Origin of the sequence: Paenibacillus sp. FSL R7-269, assembly GCF_000517865.1 — a bacterium.
Lineage (GTDB): Bacteria > Bacillota > Bacilli > Paenibacillales > Paenibacillaceae > Paenibacillus_AQ.
Map to the genome: position 1 here is coordinate 94,312 of NZ_ASPS01000053.1, position 14,126 is coordinate 108,437.

A 14,126-nucleotide genomic window follows, 5' to 3' on the forward strand; every position below is an offset into this window, starting at 1 on the left:
CATTGAGGTTTTTTAGGGAGAAAAAAGCCAATTTAGGGCCCGTTTGAAGATTCCTGGCAGGGAATCAGCGGTTGCGGAAATCGAATTGGCGTTCAAAGCAGTACCGGATAATTTTTTGCCGTTCCGCATCGGAAATGGCCGAGAATTTAACCATGACCAGATTCCGCCCGGTCTCCAGCACTTTGATCCGTACAATCTCGCCTTCGAAATTAACATGCTCCGTGCTTCCGTTGCGGTAGGATACGAGCAGCCAGCAGGCCAGCTTGTCGGCCACCCCCAATGTAATCTTGGCATCGCTTAAGAATGACGTCCCACCGCCGCCGATATCCTCGGTGCGCACCAGAAAACGGCTGCCCAAGGCATCCTTAACAGCCAGCTCCAGCTCTGCATTGACGCGGAAGAAGCTGCGGCGCTGAATTTTGAAGATGGATTCTGCATCAGGCTTGCGCAGCCGAACCATCCGGATGACATCTTCTTTGAATCCGAGCACATGAGTATTGAAGTAATTTTTGATGCCGCCCTCTGTGAGAAAATAGACCGACAGCTCGTCACCGACGAACAGCTTCTTAAGCCGGCCGTTGCTCTCCTGCATGGGTATTTCTATCAGTATGCTCTCGTCCTCCATATCAGCAATCCTTGCCCGATACTGGATCTCAGACTCTGCCGCATCGCTGGATGCTACCTGGAGGTATAGATATTCATTGATTTTGGGATACAAACATGTCACCGCCGCTTGAGTTAGTAATAAATGCTAAACCGATTATAGCACGCCCCTTCATAGCCGGTCAGAAATATTATTAGGCATTAGCATAACTACATTTCATTGCTAAGTAGAAACGGCTATGCCGTCCTTTTATAGGACGGTACCGTTTCAACGAGAAATAGAAGGATAAGTTATCGTGTGAAACATATAAATTCTTATGTTTCAAAAAAAAGACGCCCTCCGTTTCCGGAAATGCGTCTTCTCTATTATAACAGTGCTTATCCTATCCGTCCCAAATTAGGAAGTCCGGCTATTTATCCTGTGCTCCCGAGGAGGTGCGGATCTGTTCCACCGCTTCCTCATTGCCGTCTGCGGCATTCAGATAAATTCTGAACTGTGAGCCGTTGATTTTGCCGCCGAATTCGTATGTCAGCAGCTCCACTGCATCTTCATTCTCAATCCAGGCCAGCCGGTTATACAGCTCCTTGAACTCCGGGTTAAGCATCGCTCTGACTTCATCCAGGGACAGCTTCGGTTTCGGCAGCACGCGCTTCTCCTTATGCTCATTCACATAGTCGCTTGCCTGAAACCCTACAGCTTCCCCCGTATCCAGCCCGACACGAACCGTCATTTTCTCAGGATAGATGAGCACGCCGTCCTGGCTGCTGACGAAGGTCAGATTGCCCAGATTATCATACCGGTCCGCACTCACTGCAGTCATGCCGGGATATCCCTTCTTCTCCAGGAACTTGCCCGCCTTCTCCACAGCCTGCTTCATGGATACTTTGGCCGGTCCAACCTCGCGGTTATCATTGTAAGAGATCAGCAGTCCGCCTTCCGCCGTGAAGTCCATCGAGACCGGCTCTTTATGCTCTGCGGAAGTCACAGTGGCTGTATAAGAGGCCCACTCGGTTCCCTTCCCGTTCTCCTGAATCTTCACCTGTGCCTTCCCGCCCAGCCCGGCGAACTGCATCGCCTTGCCTTTGATCTGGTCAGCGGTAACCGGCTTGCCGCCCAGCTTTTTCACCGACCGCTTATCATAGATGCTTGCAACCGAAGGGCCGTAGTCCAGCTCCGGGTATGCCGCTACGCGTTTATCCACGGTTTTGAACCCGTCGATGATTGTGTTGTCTTCGGCCTTCTGTTCTGTAGCCAGTGCAGTCTCTACATCCATCCAGCGCAGCTTTTTGCCGATGACCTTGTCCTGAACCTTTTGCAGGTCCCTGGAGATTTCAGACGAATTCTGGTAGAGCGTCTTCAGATTCGCCATCTCCCCCTCTGTTAGCGGCTTCTTGGTGAAGTCACGCACCGCAGCCTTGTAGGAGAAATTGGCGATCTTGGAGAGGAACTCCTCCGTCTCACTGAACGGCAGCAGCATCAGCGGCAGCTGATTAATCTCGTTCTGCGCCTCGCTGGTAATCCGCCATACATTAACCAGCCCCTTGCGGTGCATTCCGTTAGAGGTGGTGTTCACGGCAAGCGTATTGCCCAGCTCACCATGAAGCCGCTCCACATGGAAGGACAGATCATGGAACGCGCGCTGATACTGATTCTCCGCCTTGATCAGAATCGAATTCTTCTCCTGATTCTCCTGATACCCCCAGACGAGCGCTCCAAGCAGCAAGAGTGCGGTAAGCGGGAACATTATGGCACTTAATCTTTTGTACATAGGTCCGCATAGCTCCTTTCAGTAGCTTATTGCCGTTAGTTTGACAATAACTGAGAAGTCTTATGCACTATTTCAAGAATCCGGTCTTCAGGCCCGTTCCTCAATCTCAAAGCCGCTTACACAGCTGCACAGACATTGCTTGAAGCCGGTCTGGACAACCCCCTGCTCCTTGTTCCCTCTTAATATGTAGGTTTCGCCGCACTGCTTGCAGACAATCCGAACTTTTACTCGCAAAAAAAGACACCTCTCTCTCCTTTCTGGAATTCCTTGCCTTAAGGAACTGCCCTGTAGGATTAAGTGTGTCCATCTCGATTATAGGTTAACCTCTTCCTCACGCTTCAAAAAGCGAAACGGGGACCGGCTGTTGGCCCGCGCTACCTTCCCCATGCCTCTATACCATAATACTGCCATCAGGGGCACGATAAACCAGATCCAATAGTTAGCTGTCGTGGCGATCAGAAAATCATAGATTCCATGCCACAGCCAGGGCAGGAGCAATGAAATCAGTAGAATCTTCCGGGTCTTGATCCCGCCGGAGAACTTGGCTCTGCCCATATGGTAGCCCATAATTACGCCGAACATGGCATGTCCGGAGACTGGAAGCAGTGCCCTTAGAATCATGGTGCCGAATGAAGCATTGCTGTACCACGCATACATTACATTCTCTATTGTTGCGAAGCCGAGCGAAATCGCTACGGCGTATAGTATTCCATCATAGGGCTCGTCAAATTCGGTATGATTGTAAATCATATGGTACAGCACAAACCACTTCAGGGCCTCTTCCACCCCGGCTGAGATCAGAAAGGAATCCACATAAGGACCACCGCCCAGCCCCAGCACAAGCCCCCTCTGGATAATCATCACCGGCAGCACGATCAACAGGCCAAGCAGGAACACCTTAAGCACCATATGGAGCGGTTCCTGATCATACTTGTCTTTCAGATAGAAAAAAGTCAGCAGCGCAAGTCCCGGTGCAACTGCTGACGAAATGACCGATAACAATAGCACCGAATAGCCTCCCTTGCGCTTAAACCTAATCCCTGCTGAAGATGTTATAAAAGGAACCGTACCTTACCATACTCTCTTATTCCTGGCGTTTAAAATGATTGCACAGCGTCTGAATCGCATTCTCCGCCATAACTGTCTTGCCGTATTCAGCCAGAACAGCCTGAGTTACCGGAGAGGAATCTCCGAATTCAGCGAGCACACCTACCAACCCTGACAGTGCAGCCTCTTCAAACTCCTTTGGATCGAAGTAGAGGTACCATTTATCATTATAAGAATACAGTTGTCCTTGAGAAGTAATATTGCCGATGAGTACATGAGCCGCTTCCACCAGAACCTCGAAATCGCGGAACGCATATACAATGGAGTCGCTTTGTTCAAGAGTAACTTCCATTTCATAAATCTCTTCAGGCAATTCATCTTCCCCGGCCCCACCGTACTGATGGTGATCATATTTCCCCCGGGTCACAATAACGACCATGCCTTGCGCGGGCAATGCGAACACTTCCACGGCAAGCGGACCCGTAGCATCAAAACCAAGCTCGCTGTATGCCTGATCCATCATTTCCGTAAAGAGGTCGTGTACCTTGGGAACCTCCTGCCACATATCTTCCTTCTGGATGCCCCGCTCGCTCAGGTCGTCAAAAGTGAGGAAAATCCGTATCTTATCTTGACTTAATCGCTCTATTCTCATGACAGGATCCTCCTTTTGCAAGCTCATTTAATATTAATGTATGATGAGTCCCGAGTAATGAGCCAAAAATGGTTACTATATACGTATGTTATCATTTTGAAGCTACAAATGCACGTAAATAAATATAGATTCAGCCCAATTTGCTGCCCATTATATGTAAAGCCATATTAAAAAAGAATCACTTCAGCGATGCCGGCATCGCCAAAATGATTCTGCAGCGGTTAGATCCGGTTACAAACCCGGTATGGCGGTATGAGTATCTTTGAGAATCTGCTCGACTTCATGTTTCACATCAGGGTTGCTGCGGATGAAATCCTTCAGCATGTTCAAATTTGATTCTTTGGACTTTAACGGGGAGTCCTCTTTATGATCGCCACCACCGGATACATGAGAGCCTGAGTGTTCATGGCTGCTGCCCGCTGCCGTGCTGCCGAAGCCGGTCATGGCCATCCCCATAATTTTGTCCTTGGCCTTGTCACCCGCATTGTAGGAAGAACCATTCGAATGCATTAAGGCAGACATCATGGCACTGCGTTTTTTGGACATAATCATACTGGCGGCTGCACCAATCAGCACCCCGCACAGAAATGACGAAGTATTCATATCTCCAACCTCCTTGTATGGTAAAATCATGCTTAGTGTTCGCGGAAAGGTAGCCGCTCATACAGCCAAACAACAAGAAAGCGAGATGAAAAAAGTGGGTAAAGCAACAATAACGCTACTCCTGGCGGCTTGTCTGCTGTCAGCTTGCACTAGCGGCGGAAATACAGGCAGTCAGGCAGCGGAGAAGACGCCGCAGTCTGCGGCAGCAACAGCCGCGGCGGAGACAGCCGCATCTCCTACACCTGAGGTAACAGCATCAGCTGCACCTGAGGCAACTGCATCACCGGAGGCCACGCCTGCGGCAGCCAGCGATGCGCAGGTGCCGCTGCTGTACCATATGAACAAGAATTATGACATTGTCCCTAATGATCCGGCGACGAACAAGAAGGTAGTCCTGCTGACCTTCGACGACGGGCCAAAGGAAGCGGAATTAATCAATCCGCTAATGGATACGCTGGACAAGCACAAGGCCAAAGCGATCTTCTTCGTCAACGGTTACCGGGTGAAGGAGCATCCCGAGCTGCTGGAGCTGATCCACAAACGGGGCGGCGTGCTCGGCAATCATAGCTGGGATCATATTGTACTGAAGGACAAGCCGGAAGCCGAAGTGAAGAAGCAGATTGAAGATGTTCAGAAGATCGTCAAGGATATCACAGGTGAGACCCCTCACTTTTTCCGTCCGCCGCACGGTGCCGGAGGTGACGTAGGCAAAAAAATCGCTGCTGCAAACGGCATGCTCTATATGACCTGGTCCAATGGCTCCCTCGATTGGGAGATGAAGGCCAAGGATACGGATAAGACCAGCAAGCTGATCAGCAATGTCACTGGTCAGCTGCATTCCGGTAGCAATATCCTGATGCATGAGCTGCCTTGGACGGTAGAGGCACTTGACACTCTGCTCACTACGCTTGAGGGCAAGGGCTACAGCTTTGTAGATCCGCGCAGCATTGAGCTGAAGATGCGCTGAACTCTGAATACATCAAAAAACGGTTGTCCCACAAATGTAGGCAACCGTTTTTTTGTCGTGTTAAGTATCTATCTCATTACTCCCTAAGAACCTGAATGCTGCCCTCCGCAGCGCAGGGTCAGTACATGCATCTCAGCCGGACTGCGCCAGCGCAGCGGCAGATGCGCAGTACCGAACCCCCGGCTGATCAGCATCTTCAGCGGCGGGAGACCCCCTTTATAGCTCCGGGGAATCTCATACATCCCCGCATTATATTGGCGGTAGAACTCATCGGTATGCCGGTTCCCGATCAAGGGCAGCACAACCTGGCCGCCATGGGTATGCCCGGCCAGAATCAAGTCAGCCGGAACTTCCTGCTGCCGGGACAGCCAGAGCGGATCATGCACGAGGATGATCCGGAAGGCTTCCGTATCCGCTTCATCCACGGCGGGCAGAGGTCCGTAGGCCTTTTTGCCGCCTTTCCTCGGGAAATCTACCCCGGTCAGAATAAACTGCTCACCGTCCCGTTCAATGACGCAGTTCTCATCCACCAGCAGACTGGCTCCGCTTCCCCGGATGATGTTATCCACCAGCGTGATGTTCGCCCGGTAATCATGATTACCGTGAACGGCATACACAGGCGCAATGGAGGTTACCAGTGTCATATTCTCCAGCAGACGTTCTATAGAAGCACCCTTCTCCGTCATATCACCGCCTAGGAAGACAGCGTCCACCTTCCCCCGCAGCGGGGTCAGCATCGCCTCCGGCAGACGGCGGCGGTGAATATCCGTAATGAGCAGTATCCGGTAGTGGTCGAACACGGCAGGAAGCCGCTCCAGTACAATATCTTGATTATTCAACCGTTTCTTGAAGGCAGCAACAACCATCAGAAGGCCTATGACCCCTGCTCCCCCAAGACACACAACAAGCAGACTCAGGAGAACCGTAGTCAACTCCATAGGCTATCCAGATCCGGTGCCCCGTTTATTCCCCACCACAGCAGGAAGCCCAGCAGCATCAGAAATAAGACAATCAGCGAATTGATGAACATTTTGCTGAACCGGATTCGTTCTGACGGATAACTCTCTGCACGCGACGGAGTCTGCTCCCCTTCCTCCTGTGCCGCATCACGTTCCGGCCTTCCGGCGGCCCTGCGCCCCGATAAGCGTTCCTTTCTGGACAGGGTCCCTGCTACCGGCACCGGACTTCCCGCACTCTCTTCTGCTGCCCCGGAAGACGGCTGATGCTTGCCCGCTCTGACCGGAGACTGTTGTTCTCTCTTCTGCTGTTTCTGGCGGGACCTTACCCGGCTTAATTGTTCTGTCATGATACCCTCCTGTAACGAATAACCATACCGGAGAACAAATCTATAAGGAAATGGCACAATATAGGTGCCCACAGACTGCCCGAATGGATGTAGATAAGCCCAAGACCATAGCTGCTGAGGAAGACCCAGCCCGTAGGAATCCAGTGCCGCAGATAACGGACATGAATAACGGCAAATAGTATACTCGTCCAATACGGCCCAAGAGAATGCTGGATCGCTCCGCGGAACAACAGCTCCTCACACACCGCAACCACCGCTGAAATAACCACAATATGCCACAGCGGCCGTTTGCCGAACAGTAGCTCGTTGATCCCCCCGTCATCCATGCTGTCTTCAGGAACAATATGGGTCAGCAGGAAGTCAACAGCAAGCATAATGACTGCTAGGCCAAGGCCCCAGTACACGAAATGTACACTATCCGGAAAATTTAATATGTGAATAGGATTTCTTTTCTGCAATAATATCCATATCAAACCGATAAATAAGGTAAGGCCCTGAGTAATATACAGATTAATGAGTAACAGCTTGTCTGTTAACTGCTGTGGATCGGCCTTTTTAATTTTGATGTCACCCAATTTGAATTTTTTCATTATAACCTGCCTGTTCTATAAATGTTTTTACATAAGTTAATTCACCTATACGAAGGAGCACCTAATCATGAACAGCCGTACCTCCCGCACTCAAATGATGTACACACTAGGTTTTTTGTTTTTTCTAATATCCGCATTCGCTTCATTTTTCACGGGAGTCAAGGTTGGAGCTGACAAGACAGAGGCCAAGTATTCACAGCTGAAGGACCACCCAAGCGCCCAGGAATTCTCCGGCTCCTACCAGCAGCAGGATCTTGTCACCTTTTATCATAACGTATTTTTGCCCTACCGGGAATTCAAGCGCAATTGGAACGAACAGCTGGACGGTCTTGCCCGCAGCACGGATGCTCGCCAGAACGCGGCAACGCTGAAGAATCTGAGTATTCTGGCGGACAAGCAGTATGATAAGGTTACCCAGGATTCGCTCTTCACTAATTCACCGATGCTCTATGAATCTCAGCTCAATATTCTTAAGAGTCTCACACTCTTCTCCCAAGCCTCCGGCAAGGTGACTGCGGGTGCTTCCGGCGCCGAAGCCGCCAAAGTGCTGAGAAGTGACAACTTCACAACCAGTGCCGTAAGATTCGGGCTGCTGGCCCAGAAGAACTTCTATGATTCCATGCTGAAATGGGGGTCGAAGACCCATTCGTCCATTCCGCAGCAGTCCGGTGAGCTGAAGACAATCTCTTTCATTCAGTGGAAAAAAATGCCGCTCTTACTCAAGAATGCTTCCATAGCCGATATGATGCTGAACCGCGGCATCTATGCCGGCTATGATCCGCAGGATATCACCGCCAAGATTGACGATATGATCTATTCTGGGACCGCCAGCTCGCTGAAGCTGAATAATATTCAGTCCTCCGTGACCCTGCTCATCTCCACCGGTGCGGTGCAGGAGCAGGACTTCATCAAGTGGCGCGAACAATATTACGGCAAGGAGATCATGCCGCAGCTCCCTTTCTTCTATGAGTAGGACCAGTTATTGCATCATAACGAAAAATACGGTCCACTTCAAGGCGGACCCGTGCAGAAGAATCCTATTGACACACTTGGCATCACCATGTTACATTATGAAAAATTAATCAAGCAAAACCGATGATGGAACAAAGATTACTTGCAGCCTTCAGAGAGCCGGTGGGTGGTGGAAACCGGTGGCAGACATTAATCTTTAGCGCTCCTGAGATATTGTATTGAACACAAGAGTAGATACAATCGGATCACTCCGTTACCAGTGTGGCCTTTGCAGGCCAATGAGGCTGCTTCTTAACCGTTGCAGTGAATTAGGGTGGTACCACGACAACTCTCGTCCCTTACTACGGCAGTAGTATGGGGTTGGGAGTTTTTTTATTGCCATATTCCTATGAATCTGGTGCCTCTGCACGCTGTTTCTTTTGTGCGACAGCGCGTTACCCCGGTGTCAAGCTGCTCGTTATGCTCTTGTAAGTTCTGGTACTGCGGATTGCCTTACCCGGTGATCCTTGGCATATATAATAGCTTTCCCATTTGAAGGAGGACAAGAGACCATGTTTAAAGTATTAGTATCGGACCCGATCAGCGATTTGGGCATTCAGCAATTGATGGACGCAAGCGATGTGACTGTAGACAAGAAAACAGGACTAAGTGAAGATGAGCTAGTTGCAATCATTGGCGAATATGACGGCTTACTCGTTCGCAGCCAGACTACCGTGACAGACAAAATTATCGCAGCCGGTACTAATCTCAAGGTTATCGGCCGGGCCGGAGTCGGCGTGGACAACATCAAGCTGGAGTCCGCCACGCAGCGCGGTGTAGTAGTTATCAACGCTCCGGACGGCAACACCATTACGACCTGTGAACATGCTTTTGCCATGATGATGGCCTTGGCCCGTCATATTCCTCAAGCCTATGCGAAGACGATTTCCGGCGTATGGGACAGAAAGACCTTCCTCGGCGTAGAACTGCGCGGCAAGACACTGGGCGTACTCGGCATGGGCCGGATCGGCAGCGAGGTGGCCAAGCGCGCCAAAGCCTTTGGCATGAGCATCCTGGCCTATGACCCGTTCCTGACGGCTGACCGTGCAGAGAAAATGGAAGTGAAGCTGGCTTCGGTAGACGACATTGTGCGCGGTGCAGACTTCATCACGGTTCACACACCACTCACCCCGGAGACCCGCCACATGATCTCCCGTCCGCAATTCGAAGTCATGAAAAAAGGCATGCGTATCATAAACTGTGCACGCGGCGGTGTCATCGATGAAATGGCGCTCGTAGAAGCAATTGACAGCGGCATTGTGGCCGGCGCTGCGTTCGACGTCTTCGAGAAGGAGCCGCCTGAGGCAGACCACCCGTTCCTTACACATCCGAAGATTATCGTGACTCCGCATCTGGGTGCTTCGACGATTGAAGCCCAGGAGAACGTGGCCATCGATGTATCGGAGCAGGTCCTCCATATCCTGCGTAACGAACCGTTCATCAACGCGGTGAACATTCCGCCGGTTGCGCCTAGCGTTATGAACAAGCTGCAGCCTTACTTCACCCTCGGCGAGAAGCTGGGCAGCTTCGCAACTCAGATTACGGACGGCGCGATCCGCGAGATCCATGTGGAGTATGCCGGTGATCTCTCGGATGTGGATACCCAGCCGCTTACCCGCTATGTGGTCAAAGGCGTGCTCACCCGCCACTTCGCGGGAGATGTGAACATCGTCAACTCAATGCATCTGGCGAAGACCCGTGATGTGAACGTAGTGGTGACCAAGGCTTCCAAAACCAAAGGCTTCACCAACCTCATCACAGTAACACTCAAGGCTGAGCATGACGAAGAGCGTCTGGTTGCCGGTACCCTGCTGCAGGGCTACGGCGAACGTATCGTTAAAGTCAACAAGTTCCCAGTCGATATTGCTCCGGAAGGCCATCAGCTTGTAATCTCGCATAACGATAAGCCGGGTATCATCGGACTCGTCGGCACCCTGCTCGGCGAGAATGGCGTCAATATCGCATCCATGCAGGTTGGCCGTACCATCATCGGTGGAGCCGCCATAATGCTCCTGACCGTTGATAAGGCTGTGCCGAAGGAGGTCCTGGTGAAGCTGGCCGGACTGCCGGAGATCAACACCGCTGAGGAGATCACTCTGAACTAATTCTTATTTCTCCACAATAAAACACTCTTCGGGAGTGCAGGCCCCAGGCTGCGCACTTCCAAAGAGTGTTTTTGCATTTAACAAGTGGAAACGGCATTGCCGTCCTTTGAAAGGACGGTACCGTTTCAGCGAGAAATAGAAGGATAATATATCGTGTGCAACCTATAAATTCTTATATTTCTATGAAATCCGGTAGGCCGGCACCTGCCTGCCGTCGGTGTCCGTAAAGCCGTATTTCCGTGCCAGGTCCCCTACCTTCTGGGGAGTGCCAGTCATGGATATCACTTCTGGATCAGCAGCAAGCGCTGCAACTGCGCGTCCCACATAGGCTGTTGACTCGGTCGTCCTTAGCCCCTCCTCCTCCTGCCAGTGCTCCTCATCTGTGCCGAAGCTGTCCAGGACCAGCTCGGTCCGCATCCAGCCGGGAGAGACGGGGATCACCGCGATGCCATCCGCAGCCAGTTCAAGGGATAATCCGTAGGCCATGCGCACCAGCGCATTTTTGGACAAATCATAATAGAAGTTTCCGGTGTATTTATACTCATCCCAGAAGGTCGTATGGACGATTAATTTACCCGCCCCAGCTCCTTCGCTGCGCATCAGTGGTATGGCATAATAATTAGTCTTGAGCTGCGCCCGGACCCCGGCAGTGAACATATGATCCCAATGCTCCACCGGCTGCTCCCAGAACGGTTCATTCCCGATAAAGAGACTATTGCCTCCCCAGACGTTATTGACCAGAATATCCAGTCTGCCCTGCTCTGCGCTAATCTGCCGGATTACAGCTTCTGTCTCACTGTCACTGGTATGATCACAGCGGATTACGGCTCCTTCCCCGCCTGACCGGCGAATCTCAGCCAGCACACCTTCAAGCGTCCTTGCATGTTGCTCCTGCGGTGTACCAGCATTCCTGCCCGTAATGTATACATAGGCGCCTGCCTTCGCCAGCTCCAGCGCAATGCCTCTGCCCGCTCCCCTGCTCCCTCCTGTTACCAATGCCACTTTCCCTTGCAGATTTGTCATTTGATCCGCTCCCTTACATCTATCATGCCCGGATTAGAAGATCATTTGCGCTAATCCGTACTCTTGTCTAATATATACCTTATACATGACAACCACTGACATATATAATTTAATAATAAAGTTAGGGAGGCATCCGAATGAGAGCAGACCGTCTGATCACTATCGTTCAACTTTTACAGAGCCGCGGCAAAATCAGCTCCAAGGAGCTGGCGCAAACGCTGGAGGTATCCGAACGTACAATCTTCCGGGATATGGAGGCACTCAGCTTCTCCGGTATTCCCGTGCTGGCGGAACGCGGCCGGGAAGGCGGCTGGAAGCTGGCTGAAGGCTACCGGAATTCCCTCAGCGGAATGAACACCAAGGAGATTGCCGCGCTGCTGGTGCCCGCTGATCCGGCGATTCTGCACGCTCTGGGCATTCAGGAGGAGTTCTCCTCGGCCGCCCGTAAGCTGCAGGCTGCCGCTACCAGGCAGCCCGTCTCTGCTTTCAGCTTCCTCAGCCAGCGGATTCACATCGATGGAGCCGGATGGCATCCCTCCGGAGAGACCTATCCCTGCCTTGCCGTTTTACAGGGAGCCTTATGGGAGAACCGCAAGGTGAGCATCACCTATCTGCGCGGGGAGGATGTTGCCGAGCGGCTGGTTGCACCGCTGGGGCTGGTAGTCAAGCGCGGCGTCTGGTACTTGGTCGCGGGGCATGACGGTGAGATGCGGACCTACAGGGTCTCCAGAATTACTGAGGCCAAAGTCACAGCTGAGTCTTTTGAGCAGCCGGAGGATTTCGTCCTGTCTGAGTACTGGGAGACCTCCACCGCAGCGTTCAAGTCTGCCTTGCCCCGGTACCCCGCCAGCCTGCTTGTCAGGGATCACACGATGAAGGAGCTCCAGAGGGAACGATACGTCGCCCTGTTGCACCAGGAGCCTTCTGAGGCCCCTGGCTGGATCAGGGCCGAGGCCGAATTCAACACGCCGGAGTCTGCACGCCGGATGATCCTCTCCCTGGGTCAGGGCATCAAGGTGACCGCACCGCCTGAGCTTGTAGATACTGTTGCTTCAGCTCTGCGTGAAGCGGCAGCATTATACGATTTTTAATAATAGACCAAATGCACTAGTATCCCCTATAATATTACAATACACATTATTATTTATAGGGGGACTCTACATTATGGACTGGATGAACAAGCTGCCGTTGAAACAAAAAATCGTCACCGGATGTTACCTGGTTGCCGCTTTATTCGCTGTCCCTGTTTTAATCACACTAATCCTTATGGACAGGCTGCTCATCGGCATTATTCTTGTCGCCGTTCTGGCAGCGCTGACTTACCCGCTTGCGCGCTTCATTGAGAGAACGCTTACATCTTCATTCGAAGACATCTCCAATGTAACACACACCATTGCCAAAGGCGACTTCACCAGCCGTGCCGACGAGAGCGGCTCTATGGGTGACATTAGCCGGTCCTTCAACACCATGATTGACAAGCTCAAAAAAATCCTCACCGATGCCTCACAGATTACCCGGCAGGTTATGGACGCCAGCCGCGGGATTGAAGACAAGAATCAGAATCTGAAATTTGTCATGGCGCAGGTGGCCTCCTCCTCCAATGAACTGGCTCTCGGCGCTAACGAAATCTCAGTGGATATTGCTGATATGACCGAATCGATCAAGGATATCGAAATCAAAGTCTCCAATTATACGAATTCCACCAAGGAAATGAATAGACGATCTGTACATACGCTGGAATTGGTTGAACAGGGACGGCAATCGGTGGATACCCAGGCCGAAGGCATGCGCAAGAACATCCAGGCGACCCAGAAGGTGGCGGATACCATTGAAGCCCTGTCACAGAACGCGCGCGGCATTACGATGATTACCAAGACGATTACCGAAATTGCCGAACAGACCAATCTGCTGTCGCTCAATGCCTCTATTGAAGCAGCCCGTGCAGGCGAGCATGGCCGTGGCTTCGCTGTCGTTGCCCAGGAGGTCCGCAAGCTGGCTGAGGAATCCACCGCTTCAACCAAAGAGGTATTCGGGCTGGTACGCAGCATTGAATCAGATATCAAGCAGGCCATTGATAATATCGCCATCAACGAAGAGGTAGTCCAGGTACAGAATAAGATGATCACAGAGACGGCCAATATTTTTGCTCAGATCGTACATAGTGTCCAATACATAACCGAGCAGATCGCCTCCTTCTCCGCAGAGAGTGACCTTATGCTGGAGAGCGCGCTTAAGATCTCCGGGGCGATCGAGAATATCTCAGCCATCACCCAGGAGACCGCCGCAGGGACCGAAGAGGTATCCGCAGCGATGAACGAACAGATTCACGCTCTGCAATCCGTAGCTGAGGAGACAGAGAAGATGACTTCCGCTGTCTTTAACTTGCAAAAAACAATTCATATTTTCAAATTCTAACCTTAACCAAAAGAGACACATCTGCGGGATTTCCT

Annotated in this window: 15 protein-coding genes and 1 other annotated feature; of the genes, 5 read left to right on the forward strand and 10 right to left on the reverse strand. The window is 51.6% G+C overall.

Features of this window, described 5'->3' with window-relative positions; genetic code table 11:
• Positions 1-64: 64 nt before the first annotated feature.
• From C162_RS22960 to C162_RS22980, 6 genes are all read right to left on the reverse strand, one after another.
• A complete protein-coding gene (locus C162_RS22960) occupies positions 65-718 on the reverse strand; it encodes a flagellar brake protein (RefSeq protein ID WP_179090428.1) in 654 nt (217 codons plus the stop codon).
• A gap of 295 nt (positions 719-1,013) precedes the next feature.
• Positions 1,014-2,372: a germination protein YpeB gene (gene ypeB, locus C162_RS22965; protein WP_036698156.1), complete on the reverse strand. Its 1,359-nt coding sequence runs from the start codon at positions 2,370-2,372 to the stop codon at positions 1,014-1,016.
• Between the two features lie 87 nt (positions 2,373-2,459).
• Positions 2,460-2,606 carry a hypothetical protein gene (locus tag C162_RS36680; RefSeq protein WP_179090427.1) on the reverse strand — a complete coding sequence of 49 codons (147 nt, stop codon included), beginning with the start codon at positions 2,604-2,606 and terminating at the stop codon, positions 2,460-2,462.
• A 78-nt stretch (positions 2,607-2,684) separates the two neighbouring features.
• Positions 2,685-3,380 carry a glutamic-type intramembrane protease PrsW gene (prsW, locus tag C162_RS22970; protein WP_036698158.1) on the reverse strand — a complete coding sequence of 232 codons (696 nt, stop codon included), beginning with the start codon at positions 3,378-3,380 and terminating at the stop codon, positions 2,685-2,687.
• Positions 3,381-3,456: 76 nt separating this feature from the next.
• Positions 3,457-4,071, reverse strand: a complete 615-nt coding sequence (locus C162_RS22975; protein WP_036698160.1) for a genetic competence negative regulator — start codon at positions 4,069-4,071, stop codon at positions 3,457-3,459.
• A gap of 231 nt (positions 4,072-4,302) precedes the next feature.
• On the reverse strand, positions 4,303-4,674 hold the full coding sequence (locus C162_RS22980) for a hypothetical protein (protein WP_036698162.1): 372 nt from the start codon (positions 4,672-4,674) through the stop codon (positions 4,303-4,305).
• A gap of 94 nt (positions 4,675-4,768) precedes the next feature.
• Here C162_RS22980 and C162_RS22985 point away from each other — a divergent pair, with 94 nt between their 5' ends.
• Complete coding sequence (locus tag C162_RS22985) at positions 4,769-5,641, forward strand: polysaccharide deacetylase family protein (protein WP_036698740.1); 873 nt, start codon at positions 4,769-4,771, stop codon at positions 5,639-5,641.
• 83 nt (positions 5,642-5,724) lie between these two features.
• Here the strand turns inward: C162_RS22985 and C162_RS22990 are convergent, their stop codons facing one another.
• From C162_RS22990 to C162_RS23000, 3 genes are read right to left on the reverse strand one after another with little or no spacing between them, the layout of a single operon-like run.
• Complete coding sequence (locus C162_RS22990) at positions 5,725-6,573, reverse strand: metallophosphoesterase (RefSeq protein WP_162174490.1); 849 nt, start codon at positions 6,571-6,573, stop codon at positions 5,725-5,727.
• Positions 6,570-6,947 (reverse strand): hypothetical protein, encoded by a 378-nt coding sequence (locus C162_RS22995; RefSeq protein ID WP_036698164.1) that lies wholly within the window; start codon positions 6,945-6,947, stop codon positions 6,570-6,572. The genes C162_RS22990 and C162_RS22995 overlap by 4 nt, the downstream gene beginning before the upstream one ends.
• Positions 6,944-7,537, reverse strand: coding sequence for a CPBP family intramembrane glutamic endopeptidase (locus tag C162_RS23000; protein ID WP_036698166.1), 594 nt, complete (start codon positions 7,535-7,537; stop codon positions 6,944-6,946). Before C162_RS23000 ends, C162_RS22995 begins: the two co-directional genes overlap by 4 nt.
• A 67-nt stretch (positions 7,538-7,604) precedes the next feature.
• Here C162_RS23000 and C162_RS23005 point away from each other — a divergent pair, with 67 nt between their 5' ends.
• Together C162_RS23005 and serA are read left to right on the forward strand one after the other, a co-directional pair.
• Positions 7,605-8,510: a hypothetical protein gene (locus C162_RS23005; RefSeq protein ID WP_036698168.1), complete on the forward strand. Its 906-nt coding sequence runs from the start codon at positions 7,605-7,607 to the stop codon at positions 8,508-8,510.
• A 113-nt stretch (positions 8,511-8,623) separates the two neighbouring features.
• Positions 8,624-8,851: a binding site (T-box leader), on the forward strand.
• 209 nt (positions 8,852-9,060) lie between these two features.
• The gene (gene serA / locus C162_RS23010) at positions 9,061-10,653 is read left to right on the forward strand and encodes a phosphoglycerate dehydrogenase (protein WP_036698170.1); all 1,593 of its coding nucleotides are present in this window, start codon (positions 9,061-9,063) and stop codon (positions 10,651-10,653) included.
• Between the two features lie 180 nt (positions 10,654-10,833).
• On the opposite strand, the gene C162_RS23015 is transcribed toward serA, so the two are convergent.
• Complete coding sequence (locus C162_RS23015; protein WP_036698172.1) at positions 10,834-11,676, reverse strand: SDR family NAD(P)-dependent oxidoreductase; 843 nt, start codon at positions 11,674-11,676, stop codon at positions 10,834-10,836.
• A 137-nt stretch (positions 11,677-11,813) separates the two neighbouring features.
• Between C162_RS23015 and C162_RS23020 the strand changes: the two genes are divergently transcribed.
• Positions 11,814-12,767 carry a helix-turn-helix transcriptional regulator gene (locus C162_RS23020; RefSeq protein WP_036698175.1) on the forward strand — a complete coding sequence of 318 codons (954 nt, stop codon included), beginning with the start codon at positions 11,814-11,816 and terminating at the stop codon, positions 12,765-12,767.
• 73 nt (positions 12,768-12,840) lie between these two features.
• Positions 12,841-14,091, forward strand: a complete 1,251-nt coding sequence (locus tag C162_RS23025) for a methyl-accepting chemotaxis protein (protein ID WP_036698177.1) — start codon at positions 12,841-12,843, stop codon at positions 14,089-14,091.
• The last annotated feature ends 35 nt before the right edge of the window (positions 14,092-14,126 follow it).